A 16,491-nucleotide genomic window follows, 5' to 3' on the forward strand; every position below is an offset into this window, starting at 1 on the left:
AGCAACGATGAAAACCATAGGCATACTCGGTGGAATGAGCTGGGAGTCGACAGTCACGTACTACCAAGGACTCAACCGCGCGGTTAAACAGCGTTTGGGCGGGCTTCACTCGGCCAAGTTGGTGCTGCTCAGTGTCGACTTTGCTGAGATTGAAAGGCTGCAGCATCAAGGCGAGTGGCAACAACTCGGCGAGTTGCTGGCAGCCAATGCTCGTCAGGTGGAAGCGGCCGGTGCCGAGGGCCTATTGATTGCCACCAACACCATGCACAAGGTTGCAGAGCCCGTCGCTGCAGCTATCGGCATTCCCTTGCTGCACTTGGCAGACGCCACCGCCGAGCATCTGTTGACGCAGGGTATCCGCCGCGTTGGGCTGCTCGGCACTCGCTTTACCATGGAACAAGCCTTTTACCGTGAGCGGATCGAGGCCCGTGGCATCGAGGTCGTGGTGCCGGATGCGGCCGAGCGCGAACTGGTGCATCGGGTGATCTATGACGAGCTATGTCATGGGCAGATTGTTGATAGCTCCCGCCAAGGCTATCTGCGGATTATCGATAACCTGGCCAAGCAGGGCGCACAGGGCGTGATTCTGGGCTGTACCGAAATAGGCTTGCTGGTGGATGCTCAGCACACCGCCGTGCCGCTGTTTGACACCACGGCCATCCATATCGAACAAGCAGTGAACTGGGCGTTGGCCTAGTGTCAGCGGCTATGGTGTGACGGCCACAAGAAAGAGAATACGAAAGATGCATCAATCACCCACCCGCATTGCGGCGCTCTTGCTGGCTTTGCTGGCATTTGCTGGCAACTCTTTACTCACCCGTGCAGCCTTGCTGGAGACCCCCATCGATCCGCTCAGCTTTAGCCTGCTTCGCTTGTATTCCGGTTGTATCACCTTGTTGGTGCTGGCAAGGCTGCGTAGAGGGCGTTCTTTACCAGAGCAGTCCCATGCTGGAAGCCGCTTGGGCGGTGTTGGGCTAATCGCTTACATGCTGTTATTTACCTTTGCTTATCGGGAGATGTCGACCGCGGTGGGCGCGCTACTGCTGTTCGCTAGCGTACAGATAAGCCTGTGGTTTTGGAGCCGCCTGCAAGGCGAGGGCTACACTCGCCGGGAGGTTGACGGGGTGATCATCGCCTTTGCCGGGCTAGTGCTGTTACTCGCAAAGGGTTGGAGCACCCCTGCGGTGATACCAGCTCTGCAAATGGTGGTGGCGGGGATTGCTTGGGCAGGTTATACCCTTGCGGGAAAAGGAGCGGGCGAGCCGTTGCTGATGAGCAGCGGCAACTTTATTTTGGCCTCGCTGCTCAGTTTGCTCGCATTGCCGCTCTATCTGGTGACACCGATGCAACTGGATACCTTGGCGGTCGGCTATGCCTTGCTATCCGGTATGCTCTGCTCGGCGATTGGCTATGCCCTGTGGTACTTTGCGATTGCGCCGATGCGCGCATCTCTGGCCGGAGTGCTGCAGTTAAGTGTACCGCTGATTGCCGCGCTGATGGGCGCGGCCTACCTGCAAGAAGCCTTGTCGCTTGAGTTGTTGCTGTCGATGCTGGTGGTGCTATTGGGGATCTTGTTGGTTATGAATCCGCGATTAAAGCGCGGGTGAGCGAAGCACGAGAGGCCCCTAGGTGGTGGCCTCTGTGCTGGCTTGCTTGAACATCGCTATCGCATCTAGGCGCGCTTGTTTGTGATCGACAATCGGCTGCGGGTAGGGGTTCTCGGGCTGCTGAGCGGCTAACCACTCATGGGGTTGATGAATGTGTTTCGCTGGTACCTCCGCCAGCTCCTCAACCCAGGCCTTGATAAACGCACCTTCAGGATCGAAGCGCTGTCCTTGGGTGGTTGGGTTAAACACCCGAAAGTAGGGCGCGGCATCCGCACCTGTACTGGCCGCCCATTGCCAACCTCCGTTATTCGCTGCCAAGTCGTAGTCAATGAGCAACTGGCTGAACCAGCTCTCGCCCACCCGCCAATCGATGTGAAGATCTTTAGTCAGGAAGCTGGCAACAATCATCCGTAATCGGTTGTGCATCCAGCCGCTGCGTTTCAGGCAGCGCATTGCGGCATCGACGATGGGGTAGCCGGTCATCCCTTCTTGCCATGCGCTCAAACCTTGCGGGTTTTGCTTCCAGCGCACTTTTTCGGTGTCTGGCTTAAAGGCCTGACGGGCACCCAGTCGCGGATACTCGTAAAGCAAGTGGCGGTAGAACTCGCGCCAGATTAGCTCGTTTAACCAAGCAAAGCCGGGTTGGCTGCGCTCAGTTGGCAGTTGTCCTAGGTGCTGACTGAGTGCTTGTAAACACTGGTTAGGACTTAAGCTGCCCACCGCAAGGTAGGGTGAGAGTTGACTGGTTGCGCTGACACTGGGGAAATCGCGAGCCCGTTCATAGTCCTCTAAGTACTCAATGCAGAAGCGTTCCAAGCGCTGCTGTGCCGCGGCTTCGCCTGCGGGCCAGTCAATCTGTTCGGCCACACTGGGGAAGGGAGGCGTACTGGCTTGCTGTTCATCGCACGCTTCGGGGGCGGGGAAGCAACTGTAGCCGCACAGGCGCAGTTGCTGTATCCAGGCGCGGCTAAACGGCGTGTACACGTGGTACATCGAGCCGTTAGCGGTGCGAATACTGCCATGTGGTAGCACGCAATCGCCATTAAACCGTTGCAGCGGGACGGAGAGGTGCTGCTCCACGTCGTGGTCACTTCGGCGGCTCTCTATGTCTATCGCATAGTTGGCGAAGTAACCATTAATCATATTCAGCTGGGCGTGCTGCTCCATAACTTCGGGCAAGCGTTGCTTGGTTTCGCAGGTGAGTACCGAGAACGGTATGCCGCGCACCGCCAATGAGTAGGCCAGTTGATTGACACTCTCTTGGACAAAACGTTGTTGGTTGTTGCTGGGAGAGCGCAGCTCCTGACAATCGACGTAGACAGCGCTGATGCGGTCCGCGTGTTGAAGGGCTTGATAGAGTGCTGGGTTGTCAGTAACTCGCAGGTCTTTCCTGAACCAAACTGTGCCGTGCTTCATCTTGCTACTCCTTAGTGTATGAGTGCACTACGTATCCCTATGCCCGGTTGGTTTACTCAAACGTCTCACGATAGCGAGACTGTTCAAAGAGTATACAACCGCTCTACTCCTTTAGTGTGATTCCAAAATGACAGAGTGCCAGTGTTGACGGCTGTTTGCAGCGAGCAGCGCACTAAATAACTCCACACATTTGGTGGACCAGACCTGCAAAAAGCGAAACTGCTTACTAACAGTAGAACGATCATGCTGTTGCAGATAATTAACTAGTGAATCACTCTGAATTTAGCCCTTTCAATAATTGTTATCCACTTGGATATTTTGGTTAATCAATTACCTAAATGGTATGACCATTAAACATATTAAATAATCTCTCGACCAGTGTTTTTAATAACCATTCATTATATTGATTGAAATATTACTAATGTAGCGAGTAGAGTGTATTTTAATTTCAATAGATAATTTTAAAACCAAAAAATAATAAGAAACCAGTTTCATTAAAGGGTTTCGTTTAGCAGCTATAACTCTATCTTATTGAATTATAAGTTTTTAGATAAATGTTAATGGCTGTGGTGCTCTAGAGTGGCGCTTCATATCGGTGCAGGGCCCGTCAACTAGATTAGCTGTTCTATCGAGCTAGGGTGTCATTGAATGATCTCCGCCTCGCAACATATCGGTAACATAAGGTAGTTAGCTTCTGAACTTCAAGGTATTGACAATATGTGAAATAGATCATATTGATTTATATCTCACCAGAAAGGGAAAATATCTGGTGGGTGTTGTAAGTGACATTAAATAATAACTAGCGACATGGAGTGGACGAATGGATAGCAAACGAGTGGCGGTTATTACCGGTGCCCTGGGTGGCATTGGTAGCGCAACCTGCAAAGCCCTGGTCGAAAGTGGTTTTTTCGTGGTAGCTCTTAGCCGAGGGCGCACTGAGCAACAAATCAACGATTGGTTAGATGAACAGCAAATTGATCGAGCCAGCGTTAGCTTCAAATTTCTCGATATCACCGATAGCCAAGCCTCCGCAGAAGTCATCAAAGAGATCTTCTCAGAGTTCGGTAGTGTCGAATTGCTAGTCAATAACGCAGGCATCACCCGTGATGGCCTGTTTCGCAAGATGAACTTCGATAGCTGGTATCAAGTACTGAATACCAACCTGATTAGTCTGTACAGCGTTACGCAGCCTGTGTTTAAGGCGATGTGCGAGCAGGGCCATGGTCGAATTATCAATATTTCGTCCATTAATGGCCTGAAAGGCCAGTTTGGTCAGGTGAACTACTCTGCAGCTAAGGCCGGTATTATCGGCTTCACCAAGGCGTTGGCCCTGGAAGGGGCGGGCAAAGGGGTAACGGTTAATGCCATCGCCCCGGGATACACCGCGACACCGATGGTGACAGCCATCAAGGATGAGGTGTTGGAGCAGATTACCTCTCAGGTGCCGATGAAGCGCCTGGCCTTGCCGGAAGAGATCGCTGGTGCGGTCACCTATTTGGCGAGTGGGCCTGCTGCCTATATCACTGGTGAAACCTTGTCGCTTAACGGCGGCCAATACATGCATTAGTTACAGGAAGGACTATGAAGAAAGTACTGATCGTTGCTGCGAAACGTACCCCCATCGGAAGCTTTGGTGGCGCTCTTAAGTCGGTTGCTGCACCTAAGCTGGGCGCGGCCGCTATTCAGGCTGCCTTGGAGCAAGCGGGCCTCAGTGGCAAAGATGTCGATGAAGTCATACTGGGAAATGTTATTGCCGCCGGCCAGGGCATGGGCCCCGGTCGCCAAGCGTCGATCCTTGCAGGCGTGCCCCAAGAAATTCCGGCTTACACCGTGAACATGATTTGTGGCAGTGGCATGAAGGTGGTGATGGACGCGGCCGCTCACATCAAAGCGGGTGACGCGGAGGTGGTAGTAGCTGCGGGTGCAGAAAACATGTCGCAGATCCCCTACTTGATGAGTGCCAAGCTACGCGATGGCCACAAGATGGGGAGCCTGGAGATGGAAGACGCGCTGATCAAAGACGGCCTCACCGATGCCTTTGGCAAGAAGCACATGGGCCTGCTCACCGAGCAGATCCCCCAGACCTTGGGTATCACCCGTGAACAGCAAGATGCTTTCGCGCTGAACAGTCAACAACGGGCGGTAGCTGCAGTGGAGTCTGGTCGTTTTGCCGATGAGATTGTGCCAGTGGAAGTGGTGAGCAGACGGCAAACCAAAGTGGTGGATACCGATGAGTATCCGAAAGCCGATGCCACTATCGAAAAACTGGCAGGTTTGCGCGCAGCCTTCACCAAAGAAGGCACCATCACCGCCGGTAATGCCTCGGGTCTTAATGACAGTGGCAGTGCGGTGATTCTGGCCTCAGAAGAGGCGGTTGAGCGACTCGGCCTTACTCCGATTGCTGAGCTGGTGAGTTACGCCCAAGCCGGTGTCGACCCTGAGTTTATGGGGCTAGGTCCGGTTCCTGCTATTCGCAAGGCACTGCAAAAAGCTGAGCTAAGTTTGGCAGATATGCAGCTGCTGGAGATTAACGAAGCCTTTGCTGGTCAGGCGCTTGGAGTGCTCAAGCAACTGGAAGAGGAACATGGCCAGTCACAGCAAGAGATGATGGAGCGCTGCAACATGAATGGCGGCGCCATCGCGCTAGGTCATCCTCTTGGGGCGTCAGGAAACCGCATCTTAGTTACCTTGTTGCATGAGATGCAAAAGCAGGGAAGTCGCTTGGGGTTGGCTTCTTTGTGTGTAGGGGGTGGTATGGGTACCGCCGTAGTAGTGAAACGTGTGTGATGTAACGGAAGCTGCGACTTCCACCTTTAAAACTTAAATGGAGTTAGACCATGTATAGCGAACTATTTAAAACCTTTACCGAGCAAGGCGAGAAAGCTTTCGCTCCAATCACCAACTATAACAAGCTGGTAGTGAAAAACATTGAAGAGCTGACTGCCCTGCAGCTAGCCGCAATGAAAAGCTACTCTGATGCAGGTGTTGAGCAGCTGAAAGCTGCCTCTGAGATCGCTGACGTACAAGGCCTGGTTGATTTCAACGTGAAGCAAGTTGAAGCCATGACTAGCCTTGGTCAGCAAATGATCGAAGACGGTAAGAAGCTGGCTAAACTGGGTCAAGACTTCAAGAGTGAGCTAGACGAAATGGCTAGCGAAAACCTAGAGAAGGCTTCTCCAGTAGTATAAATAGCATTAGGCTCCATCCGGTATGGCTTCCCGACTTCCCCTTTACTGAGTTAGTCGGGAGCCTCTATCTGTTGGGGCCTTCTTGATTTGAGGGACCAACTAGTAGGAGGCGCGCATGCCGTCAACGGAAAAATCATACGGCGAGTTCTTCGAAAAGCTCTGCGAATGTAATGCTCAGCTATTTAAGACCTTTCAAGAAAAATCAACCGTAGATAACCCTTTACACAAAGCCATGCTGCAGGTGAACGCCAAGGATCTGGGCGCCTTTATGGACGAGGCTTCACGCCAGCCAACCAAGGTGATGCAAACCCAGATGAAGTGGTGGCAAGACCAAATGCAGATCTGGCAAAGCTCATTTCTAAAAGCATCAGACCCCGAAATCGGCGACGTTATTAAGCCCGAGAAAGGTGACAAGCGCTTCAAAGACCCAATGTGGAGTGAAGACGCGATGTTTGATGTGATCAAGCAATCCTACTTGCTGCTGGCCAACAATATGTTGGACATGATTAAAAACACCGCAGGTTTGGATGATGATGTTAAAGCTCGCTTGACCTTCTTCACTCGCCAAATGGTTAACGCCGTTGCGCCGACCAACTTTATTGCAACTAACCCAGAGCTGTTGCGACTGACCATGGAGCAAAACGGTGCCAACCTGATTAAGGGAATGGAACAGTTGCAGGAAGACCTGCAGACCAGCGCTGAAGTGCTGCGGGTGCGAATGACCAACAAAGATGCCTTCGATGTCGGTAAAGACCTAGCCAGTACGCCCGGTGAGGTGGTGTTCCGCAATGAGCTATTAGAGCTTATCCAATACCACCCGAAAACTGATAAGGTGAAGCTACGGCCGATGCTGATCGTGCCGCCCTTCATCAACAAGTACTACATTCTGGACCTGCGCCAGAAGAACTCATTGGTGAATTGGTTGGTCGAGCAGGGCCACACAGTGTTCTTGATCTCCTGGCGTAACCCGGATGTATCAATGGCCGAGGTGGGCTTCGAAGATTATGTGACTCAGGGGATTATCGAGCCTCTAGAGAAAATCGAGCAGTTGACCGGCGAAGCCCACGTTAATGCCTTGGGCTACTGCATTGGCGGTACGCTATTATCGATTGCCATGGCTTACATGGTCAGCAAGCGTATGAAGCAGCGGATCAAGAGCGCCACCTTGCTAACCACCATTTTGGACTTCTCGCAGCCGGGTGAGATCGGTGTGTTCATTAACGAGCCGATCGTCAGTGCCCTCGAGATGCAAAATAATGCCATGGGCTTTATGGATGGCCGGGCACTAGGCGTGAGCTTTAGCTTCTTGCGGGAGAATAGCCTCTACTGGAATTACTATGTAGATAACTACCTCAAGGGCTTGAGTCCGGTGGACTTTGATTTGCTGCACTGGAACAACGATTCCACCAATGTGACCGCAGCTTGCCACAACTTCATCATCCGTGAGCTGTATCTGGAAAACAAACTGACCACGCCAAAAGAGATCAAGATCCATGGCACCGGCATTGACCTAAGTAAGGTCAAAACACCGTGTTATTTCTTGTCGACCCGCGAAGATCATATTGCGGAGTGGAAGACCACCTACAAAGGTAGCCACCTACTCTCTGCAAACGTTACCTTTGTGCTAGGCGAGTCAGGCCATGTGGCAGGCGTTGTTAACCCTCCTGCAAAAGAAAAATATGGCTACTGGGAAGGTGGCAAGCGCGTGCTGGACTCCGATGAGTGGTTCAACACCGCTGAACACCATGATGGTTCGTGGTGGTTGCACTGGGCCGAGTGGTTGAATAAGCAAGATGAGAAGTCTGAAGATGTCGAGGCTCGACAGATTGATAAGGCGAACTCCTTGCAAGCCGCGCCAGGTAGCTATGTGCTGCAGCAACTGCCGATTATGCCGGTAACCGCTGACGCAGAAGAAGCCGAAACGGCTTAGATAGTTAGTTGCAAAGAAACAGAAAGGGGCTTTGCGCCCCTTTCTTATTATGTAGTGATTGCTTAAAACGGCTTATAGCACCAAACCACCGTCGATTTTGAGCGTTTGTCCGGTGATAAAGCTGCTTTCATCGCCAGCCAAGAAGGCTACACCGTTAGCGATATCTTCCGGTTGACCCAAGCGCTTCAGGGGGGTTTTGGAAACAATGGCATCGAGGATCTTTTCAGGTACCTCTTTCGCCATAGGCGTTTCAACAAAGCCGGGCGCGACACAGTTGGCGCGAACTTTGGCGCCTTTGCGGGCGAACTCTTTTGCCCAGCCTTTGGTCATCGAAATCACTCCGCCCTTAGTGGCGGCGTAGTTTGACTGGCCGACGTTACCATCAGTACCGACAATCGATGCGATGGTGATAATTGAGCCAGCATCGTTTTCCATCATCAGTGGTGCGACCGCGCGGGTCATAAAGAACACGCCTTTCAGGTTCACGTCCAATACCAAATCCCACTCTTCTTCGCTCATGTTTTGAATCAAGTTGTCGCGGGTGATACCAGCGTTGTTGACCAACACATCTACTCGGCCGTAACGCTGTTTTACAGTTGCGATGAAGTCGTTGATGGCACCTGCGTCGGTGACGTTAAGCTGAATGGGGTGCACGTTGGTGAAACGTTGTTCCAGCGCTTTAGCGCCGTCAATGTTCATGTCTACGGCGAAAACGGCTTCGGCCTGCTGAGTGGCGAACTTGGTGACGATGGCCTCTCCGATTCCTCTTGAGCCGCCGGTGACGATACAGATTTTGTTGTGCATGAATACCTCTACTGCCTACTACCAGAATGCTTGCGTAATCCCTCGATTGAAGGAGGTGAAAATCAGGGCTGAGTCTAGTTGATAAACTTTTGACTTAGACAGGGAAAGCGAAGTATTCGAGTGAAAAATGCTGGTTAACTAGCGATTTTGAGTAAAAGCACAAAAATAATTTGCAGAATAACGTGTTCTAAGCACATTGTGCGGAGCTATATTTTAATGCATTGAAATATAAAGAAAAAACCCAGGCTGTTGGCCTGGGTTTTAGAGAGGGGTTAGTCTTCCAGACTATCGAGGCGCTCTAGCACTTGATCTAATAGTTCGCTTAACTCGTCGACTTTGTCATTATCGATATCAGCGCGCATCTTGTCATAGCACTTTTCCACCTCTGGGCTGAGGTCGTCGAATAGATCCCGTGCTGGCGCTGTCATACCAACCACAAAGCGGCGTCGATCCTCTGAGCCCTTGCGCTTGTAGATGTGCCCGGCTTGCTCCAGCCGGTTTAGAATGCCGGTCATACTTGGGGTCAGGATATTACAGTACTCGGCGAGTTGAGAAGGCTCTAGCTCTTTATATTCGTAGAGTGCTCGCAGAACTCGCCACTGTTGTTCGGTCAATTCATACTGTAAAAACAGCGGACGAAAATAGCCCATTAGCTTGTCGCGGGTACGTAACAGCTTGAGCGGTAACGAGTCGTTAAACTTTCTCATGGGTTGGGATTGTCTCTTCGGTACATACATTAAATATACTTAAGTTCTGGCGTACTGTTTAGTTATTGTTGCTGATTCTGTAACCAGATCATGTAAATGAAGCCCCATTCTACCAACTATAGTAGAGTAAGCAGTTGATTTAATGCAGATATTAAGTAGAGATCTGAGCGGCTAGTGGCAAACCGTTCGACCGCAATCGCTGAACATCGACGTTATCCACTTAGTCCCTACCTAATGCGCATGACCGAACAGGTGCCGGTTGAGGTTGGGCCGCTGTGCAATAGGGCTGCGTAGCAACTTGGCTTGATCGGAGAAGCGAAACGAGCCGTTGATTAGCAGCTCTTGCAGAGATGGCCATTGATCGGCGCTAAAGCATTGCGAGGGGATCCGATAGCCGCCGTCTATTTCGCTTTCCGCCAGATCGATGTACAGATGCTCAACGCTATCTAAGCGACAGGAAAGCAGGTTACTCACCGTGAGCTGGCTAAGGCAGACATCGGTAATGCCGCCTTCGTCGCATAGCGCCACACTTAACTCGCGTAGCTGGGGCAGATGGCAGGGGCGCGCCAGTTCGAAGTGTCCGTGTATCGCAAGAGCCTGCAAGTTGGCCAACTGTTCCAGTAGCGCGCTGAGCTCACCGAGTTGGCCAAACTCGCCCACCGTGTTTTGAAAGTGTTCCACTTCGCCAAGGCTGAGGCCTACCAAGGCTGGCCACTCTCTCTGCTGCATGGCCTGTACAAAAGCGGCGTAGTTGCGGCCGCCACCCAAGGCGTCAGTAGAGCTGCCAAAGCGCAGCCAGGCTATCTGTTTAGCCCAAGGACTGCGGCAGAATGCTTGAAAGATCCCCAAACCCTGCTCGCCCAACCAAAAAGCAACGTGGCGGACATTATCGAGTTGCGAGAGGGTGGGTGGTTGATAGCCGTCGCGCAGCTGAGTTCCAATAATCAGCTCCCCATCCGGCGAAACACAGCACGCGTTTTGCTCGAGTAAAACGCTAAGTTGCTGGTCAAAACTCAGGCTTGAATTGGGGATTTCGACTGCAGCCACTGACTACTCCTTGGATAAAGTTCTGGCGGGGCCATTCCAGTTGGCGCTTCGTTCCCGCTTGGCTTTGCCTACTGTGCCATCACCCAAGGGGGAACTGCAAGTCGCGCTGGCATTTCAGTGACAGAATAATCATTTTTCTTGGTAGTCGCTGATTTTTGTCGGACGTTTAGCGGAGTTAGCCGCACGATCGGGGGAAAATCAATCAGCAGCACAAACCACTTGTTGCAACAATGCACGCAGCCAGCGGCTTTTCTCGTTGGCGACCTTGTGGTTCAGGGTGATGGCGGCAATGGCGAAGTCACTGACCGGGATGGGGGGCGCAGCATACTCCAGAGCGCGCGTTTGTTGGGCCATTAGTCGTGGGATTATGCAGATTAAGTGACGCCCCTTAATCAGCCGGGCCAAAGTCAGGAAGTTGCTGGCTGTTGCCACCACATGTCGTGTCAGCCCCAGTGATGCTAATTCTCGATCTACCTGTGAGCTAAAATCGCCCGCGGGGCTAAGTAGTACTTGCTCGATGCCAGCAAAGTCCTGTGGTGACATCGAACCTGATAGCGATAGCATTTCGGGGTCGTACAGGCAGACATGCTGCTCGGTGTAGAGGTGCTCAGAGCTATAGCCTTTGGCCAGTGGCGAGATGCTGCCGATGACCACATCGAGCTTGTGCGCTTCAAACTGCTGTTGGTAGTTGCTGCGGTTAACATTGATAAAGCTTACCCGACAGTGAGGCGCCTGCAGGCGCAGTTGATCGTAGATCATCGGCGCAAACACCTGCTCGGCGTAGTCGGTCAGGCCAACCCTGACTACTCCTTGGTAGCTGGCGGGCTCAAAGCGCTCTTGTTGCAACACATCATTGCTGATCTGCTGAAGAATCTGCTCGATAACTGGCGCTAACTGATCGGCCTTGTCGGTGGGTTGCATTCGATAGCCGCGCCGTTCAAACAGCGGATCGGCAAATAGCTTGCGTAGCTTTTGCAGAGTATGGCTCATCGCCGACTGGCTCACATAGCTCTTGGTTGCAGCACTGCTGACACTGCGGGTGCGGTAGAGGGTGGTAAATGCGACCAACAGGTTCAAGTCGACCTTTCGCCAATCGATTTTGCTCACAATTAATCCTGTTTCACTAATAGTAGTAATTAAAACTACCAATTTGATTCATGAGTGTCGATTCGCCAAGATCGCCAGCATAGTCATCCATGTTGGTGTTGTTATGTTTACCCTGTTTAAAACCTTCTTTTTGCTCGGCTGGTTCAGTTTCGGTGGCCCGGCGGCGCATATCGGCTATTTTCGCCAAACCTTCGTGCAGAAACTGGGCTGGTTGAGCGATGAAGAGTACGCCCAATTGGTCGCGCTCAGTCAGTTTTTGCCGGGGCCGGGCTCAAGTCAGGTCGGCTTTGCCATCGGCTACCGCAAGGGCGGTATGTTGGGGGCGTGGTTGGCGTTCCTCGGCTTTACCCTGCCTTCGATTATCATCATGTTGCTGCTGTCGGTACTGAGTCATCAGATCGCCGGCGCGCCGCTGTTCGAAGCCGTGGTTCATGGCTTGAAGCTGCTTGCTGTGGTGGTAGTGGCTGATGCCACCTTGGGGATGTTCCGCAGTTTTTGCCAACAGCGTCTGGCGGTGGTGTTGTGCGTGTCGACGGCCGTTGTCCTGTTGGTGTTCCCCTCACTATGGGCGCAGATGGGGGTATTGCTGGTGGCTGCGCTGGTTGGGTGGATTATGCTGCAATCTGACTCCACAGCGTCTTCCGAGCAAGCTAAGTTCAAGCTAAGCGCGCTGCTGCTGTTTGTCGCCTTGCTGTTGGGTATGCCGCTGTTGGCCAGTTTGCATCCCGGGGTAGAGCTGTTCAGTGAATTCTATCAAGCCGGTTCGATGGTGTTTGGTGGTGGTCACGTGGTGCTGCCATTGCTGCAGAATCTGGTGGGCGATCAGATCTCCCAAGACGCGTTTTTAACCGGTTACGCCGCCGCCCAGGCCGTTCCCGGGCCAATGTTTACCTTTGCTACCTACATTGGTTACGAGTTGTTGCCAGCGGCTCCGCTAGCCGGTGCTCTGATCGCCACCTTTGCGGTATTCCTGCCGGGGTTCTTACTGGTGATTGGCGTGATCGGCAACTGGCAGAGCCTGGCGCAGAAACCGCGCGTGGCCGGAGCACTGAAAGGTGTAAACGCCTCGGTAGTTGGTCTGCTGCTGGCTGCACTATACACCCCGGTGTTTGATAGTGCGGTAAGCTCAAACCTGGATATGGCTCTGATCGTGGTTGGGATGTTTATGCTCAAACAGTTGAAGTTGCATATCGCGTGGGTGATAGCCTTTTTTGCACTATGCGGTGGGGTATTGTTCTAGTCAACGCGCTTCGGCAATCGACAGTTAGTCAAAAGCCCATGTAGTCTCAGAGACCGCCCGGGCTTTTGTTTTTGTGTCAGCAAGTGCGTTTATCCTCGCACTATCAACCTTATGTTAAGGCGCTATTCACAGGCTTATCCACATTTATAGAGGTGTTAGCAAGCCAGGCCCGCAGCCATTCCTGAGGCCCAGGCCCATTGGAAGTTGTAGCCACCGAGCCAGCCCGTTACATCCATCACCTCACCAATAAAGTACAGCCCCGCTACTTGGGTGGATTCCATGGTTTTTGAGCTGATTTGGGCGGTATCGACCCCGCCGAGCGTAACCTCGGCGGTGCGGTAGCCCTCGGTGCCATTCATCACCAGCTGCCAGTTATTCAGCGTGGCGGCAATCTCATCGCGCTCGCCATGGCCAAGCTGATTGAGGGCTTTGCCTAGCTGGGTCTCATCAAACAAGGCTTCCACTAAGCGCTTGGGCAGCCACTGGGCGATGGTGTTGCGCAGGCTTTGTTTGGGGTGCTGGCTGAGAACCTGCTCCAGCAGAGCGGGGGCATCTTGGCCGGGAAGCAGGTTGATATGAATGGCTTCGCCGGGCTTCCAGTAGTTGGAGATCTGTAACACTGCGGGGCCAGACAGGCCGCGATGGGTGAACAGCAGTGCTTCGCTAAACTGCTTGCCATTCTCGGCGGTGATAGTGGCCGGGACTGCGATACCCGATAAGGCCTCGAAGCGCAGCTTGGTGTCGGCATGCCAGGTGAACGGCACCAGACCGGCGCGGGTTGTGGTAACCGTGTGGCCAAACTGCTCGGCGAGTTGATAGCCAAACGGGGTCGCGCCAAGTTTAGGCATTGATAGCCCGCCGGTTGCCACTACCAGCGAGTCACATTGCAGATCGCCGCTGCTGGTTTTCAGGGCAAACCCTTGCTCATCTCGTGCGCTTATCTCAAGTAACTCACAGCGCATCCTCAGCTTAGCACCAGCCCACTCACACTCAGTCAACAGCATATCCACAATCTGTTTGGCGCTGTCGTCGCAAAACAATTGGCCGTGGTCGCGCTCGTGATAGTCGATGCCATGGCGCTCAACCAGTTCAATGAAATCGCTGGAGGGGTAGCGAGCTAGCGCCGATTTTACAAAGTGGGGATTGCCACACAGGTAGTTCTCTGGGCCGACACTGAGGTTGGTGAAGTTGCAACGGCCACCACCGCTAATCAAGATCTTGCGGCCAGGCTTTTTGGCGTTATCGAACACCAACACCGAGCGGCCCCGGTAACCGGCTTGTGCGGCACACATTAGCCCTGCGGCGCCAGCGCCAATGATGATTACGTCAAAGTGTTCAGTCATATCTACCCCCAAAATCAGGCGCCATTGTAATGACTATACTGAGTTGTGTCACCGCTGGTTACTGTCGCAACAAAGAGGCACGGAAATGCTCAATACCCCTTCAGCTAAACCTTGGTTGTTAACCTTACTGCTATTCGTCTCACACTCTACCTTGGCTTTTGCGGAGCGCTTGGTGCTGGTTGGCTCGGATACGGTATATGCCTACCTGCAACCACATACTTGGGAGATCGAGCAAGAACTGGGCATCGATATTGTAATCCGAGCCGGTGGCGAGCATGTCGGGATGGCAAAGCTGGATAGCCACTCTCAAGATGTGTTGGCAATGCTATCGCGTCCCCTGACTGAGGAAGAGTTGGCCAATGGCTTTCTGCAACATCACTTTGCCGAAGATGATGTCGCTGTGGTTGTTAGTGATATTAATCCGGTGGGGCAGGTAAGTTTGCGAGAGCTGCAGTCACTATACCAAGGGCAGATAACGTGGCATGCATTAGGCCATACAGTTCCGGTTTCGTGGATGAGTTTAGGGGAGCAAGATAGCACTTCGCAGTTTATGCATCGGTATCTAGGCGGTGAGGCATCTTTGTCAAATCATCACGCCGTATTCGCAGGGGTTGAGCAGCTTGTTCAGCAGGTGTCGCGAGTATCCGGAGGCGTGACGTGGATGGCACATGCCCAAGTCGTTTTTCGTCGCGATGAGAACGTAAAGATGTTGTCGGTTGAAGGGCATAAGCCGGGTTACCAGGATTATCAGCTGCGGCGTCCTTTGCAGCTGGTGAGCCGTCAGCCTTTGACGCCGAAACAGCAACAATTGGTGGAGTGGCTGCGTAGTCACCCACTACTCGAGCACCATATTCAATCTCATGGCGATTCTGCTAAAGGTGTAACGGAACTCCATAACGCTGACCATCATGAGGCGCATGGTGATCACCACCACTGAGGGGCTCTCGTTCAATAAAGGCGCTGACCTACCCCTTGAGCAAACGGCCGGGCGCGCAAGCTGACACCACTGTAGGGAAAAGGCTGACTGAGTCGTGGCTGGATTGATGGATTGAGTGGATAGCTAAAGCCATCGTAGCGCAGCGCCACGATTCCCGGGTTGGCACCACCCCCAGATACCTGAAGCAACAGATCTTGCCAGCCGTTGTGGCTGTTCGCCGAGATCATCAGCGGGCTGTGTACCAAGGTGGTTCGGCTAACAAAGCGGTGATGGTCGTCTTGTTGCTCGAAGGTCAATAAGGTGCAGCCGCCGCTGCCGCACCAGTTGATATACACCAGCAATTCGGCCACCCCGTTGCCGCTGAGATCATACTCCCACCACTGATAACGCTCACCCTTGGGCGTGGTTCGGTGCAGTTCAAAGTAGCGCTGCAAGGCCGCCTCCACCTTGGGGTTGGCTGCACTGCTGGCATCAAGCGTGGTAAGGCTGTCAGCCTTGGCCTGTACCGGCAGTGCAGGATGGGCGGGTAAGGAGGCCGGCGCTTGTGGCTCGGTGGCGAAGGGCAGCAGCGCACAGCCGTTTAGCTCGCGCTCAGGTGTTTGCAGGGTGGCTTGGTAGGCAAAGTAAGCGCCGTCCATGGTGCCACGACAGGCCCCTTGGCTAATCTGTAGCTGATACTGCTGGCCGCGCCAGTACATGCCCTGTTGGCTAACGCCTTGGTCGAGTAAGGGATCGCTTGATTCGCCGTTGATGCTGGTTAAGCGAAGTTGTGACGGGTCAACCGTGACTCGCCAGCCCGGCTCATTGCCCATGGCGGTAATACGGCTTCGCTGTTGTTGGCAGCCGCGGCTTTCTGGGGCGATATGCTGCCAGCTTAACGCCCTGAGCTGCTGCTCCTGCCATACGCCCTGTACTTCCACATAGGGGTGAGTAAAGCGCGGAAACTCCGCTAGTAACTGTTTATCTTGGAGGGTTAGCGCCAATAAGTAGCGCTGCTCATCACACCCTTTGACGACAAAATCGCTACCTTGCTCGACCAAGATGCCCCTGACCAAGGTTTGATCATTGCTGCTCACCGTCTCAGTGGCCAGTGCTGAGGAAGCTAGAATAAGTAGGGCTGCGTTGAGCGATAGCAGCAAACGAGGCAGTTGAGGCAGCATGGTCA

15 protein-coding genes are annotated in these 16,491 nt (G+C 53.1%); 8 read left to right on the top strand and 7 right to left on the bottom strand.

The annotated features are described in order from the left end of the window. Positions 1 to 7: 7 nt before the first annotated feature. Positions 8 to 697, top strand: a complete 690-nt coding sequence (locus tag G462_RS0101840) for an aspartate/glutamate racemase family protein (protein WP_026957462.1) — start codon at positions 8 to 10, stop codon at positions 695 to 697. Between the two features lie 46 nt (positions 698 to 743). Next, positions 744 to 1,607, top strand: a complete 864-nt coding sequence (locus tag G462_RS0101845; RefSeq protein ID WP_051326465.1) for a DMT family transporter — start codon at positions 744 to 746, stop codon at positions 1,605 to 1,607. An 18-nt stretch (positions 1,608 to 1,625) separates the two neighbouring features. On the opposite strand, the gene phrB is transcribed toward G462_RS0101845, so the two are convergent. Beyond that, on the bottom strand, positions 1,626 to 3,023 hold the full coding sequence (gene phrB / locus G462_RS0101850; protein WP_026957464.1) for a deoxyribodipyrimidine photo-lyase: 1,398 nt from the start codon (positions 3,021 to 3,023) through the stop codon (positions 1,626 to 1,628). An 820-nt stretch (positions 3,024 to 3,843) separates the two neighbouring features. Between phrB and G462_RS0101855 the strand changes: the two genes are divergently transcribed. The 4 genes from G462_RS0101855 to phaC all read left to right on the top strand — a co-directional run bounded on the left by G462_RS0101855 (position 3,844) and on the right by phaC (position 8,141). Beyond that, entirely contained in the window at positions 3,844 to 4,590 is a 747-nt protein-coding gene (locus G462_RS0101855; protein ID WP_026957465.1) for an SDR family oxidoreductase, read from the top strand. A 14-nt stretch (positions 4,591 to 4,604) separates the two neighbouring features. Continuing rightward, on the top strand, positions 4,605 to 5,810 hold the full coding sequence (locus G462_RS0101860) for an acetyl-CoA C-acetyltransferase (RefSeq protein ID WP_026957466.1): 1,206 nt from the start codon (positions 4,605 to 4,607) through the stop codon (positions 5,808 to 5,810). 50 nt (positions 5,811 to 5,860) lie between these two features. Then, the gene (locus G462_RS0101865; protein WP_026957467.1) at positions 5,861 to 6,211 is read left to right on the top strand and encodes a phasin family protein; all 351 of its coding nucleotides are present in this window, start codon (positions 5,861 to 5,863) and stop codon (positions 6,209 to 6,211) included. A 115-nt stretch (positions 6,212 to 6,326) separates the two neighbouring features. Further along, complete coding sequence (gene phaC / locus G462_RS0101870) at positions 6,327 to 8,141, top strand: class I poly(R)-hydroxyalkanoic acid synthase (protein WP_026957468.1); 1,815 nt, start codon at positions 6,327 to 6,329, stop codon at positions 8,139 to 8,141. Positions 8,142 to 8,213: 72 nt separating this feature from the next. Here phaC and fabG read toward each other — a convergent pair whose 3' ends face one another. From fabG to G462_RS0101890, 4 genes are all read right to left on the bottom strand, one after another. Beyond that, positions 8,214 to 8,945, bottom strand: coding sequence for a 3-oxoacyl-ACP reductase FabG (gene fabG, locus G462_RS0101875; protein ID WP_026957469.1), 732 nt, complete (start codon positions 8,943 to 8,945; stop codon positions 8,214 to 8,216). Between the two features lie 272 nt (positions 8,946 to 9,217). Then, on the bottom strand, positions 9,218 to 9,652 hold the full coding sequence (hpaR, locus tag G462_RS0101880) for a homoprotocatechuate degradation operon regulator HpaR (RefSeq protein WP_026957470.1): 435 nt from the start codon (positions 9,650 to 9,652) through the stop codon (positions 9,218 to 9,220). A 231-nt stretch (positions 9,653 to 9,883) separates the two neighbouring features. Next, on the bottom strand, positions 9,884 to 10,699 hold the full coding sequence (locus tag G462_RS0101885) for a hypothetical protein (protein WP_026957471.1): 816 nt from the start codon (positions 10,697 to 10,699) through the stop codon (positions 9,884 to 9,886). A gap of 198 nt (positions 10,700 to 10,897) precedes the next feature. Continuing rightward, entirely contained in the window at positions 10,898 to 11,806 is a 909-nt protein-coding gene (locus tag G462_RS0101890) for a LysR family transcriptional regulator (RefSeq protein ID WP_026957472.1), read from the bottom strand. Positions 11,807 to 11,909: 103 nt separating this feature from the next. Between G462_RS0101890 and chrA the strand changes: the two genes are divergently transcribed. Beyond that, positions 11,910 to 13,046, top strand: coding sequence for a chromate efflux transporter (gene chrA / locus G462_RS0101895; RefSeq protein WP_026957473.1), 1,137 nt, complete (start codon positions 11,910 to 11,912; stop codon positions 13,044 to 13,046). Between the two features lie 155 nt (positions 13,047 to 13,201). On the opposite strand, the gene G462_RS0101900 is transcribed toward chrA, so the two are convergent. Beyond that, positions 13,202 to 14,389, bottom strand: coding sequence for a BaiN/RdsA family NAD(P)/FAD-dependent oxidoreductase (locus tag G462_RS0101900; protein WP_035476441.1), 1,188 nt, complete (start codon positions 14,387 to 14,389; stop codon positions 13,202 to 13,204). A gap of 85 nt (positions 14,390 to 14,474) precedes the next feature. Between G462_RS0101900 and G462_RS0101905 the strand changes: the two genes are divergently transcribed. Further along, positions 14,475 to 15,326 (top strand): substrate-binding domain-containing protein, encoded by an 852-nt coding sequence (locus G462_RS0101905; protein WP_026957475.1) that lies wholly within the window; start codon positions 14,475 to 14,477, stop codon positions 15,324 to 15,326. An 11-nt stretch (positions 15,327 to 15,337) separates the two neighbouring features. Here the strand turns inward: G462_RS0101905 and G462_RS0101910 are convergent, their stop codons facing one another. Then, positions 15,338 to 16,486: a hypothetical protein gene (locus G462_RS0101910; RefSeq protein WP_026957476.1), complete on the bottom strand. Its 1,149-nt coding sequence runs from the start codon at positions 16,484 to 16,486 to the stop codon at positions 15,338 to 15,340. Positions 16,487 to 16,491: the final 5 nt, after the last annotated feature.

This window comes from Aliagarivorans taiwanensis DSM 22990, assembly GCF_000429505.1.
GTDB classification, from domain to species: domain Bacteria; phylum Pseudomonadota; class Gammaproteobacteria; order Enterobacterales; family Celerinatantimonadaceae; genus Aliagarivorans; species Aliagarivorans taiwanensis.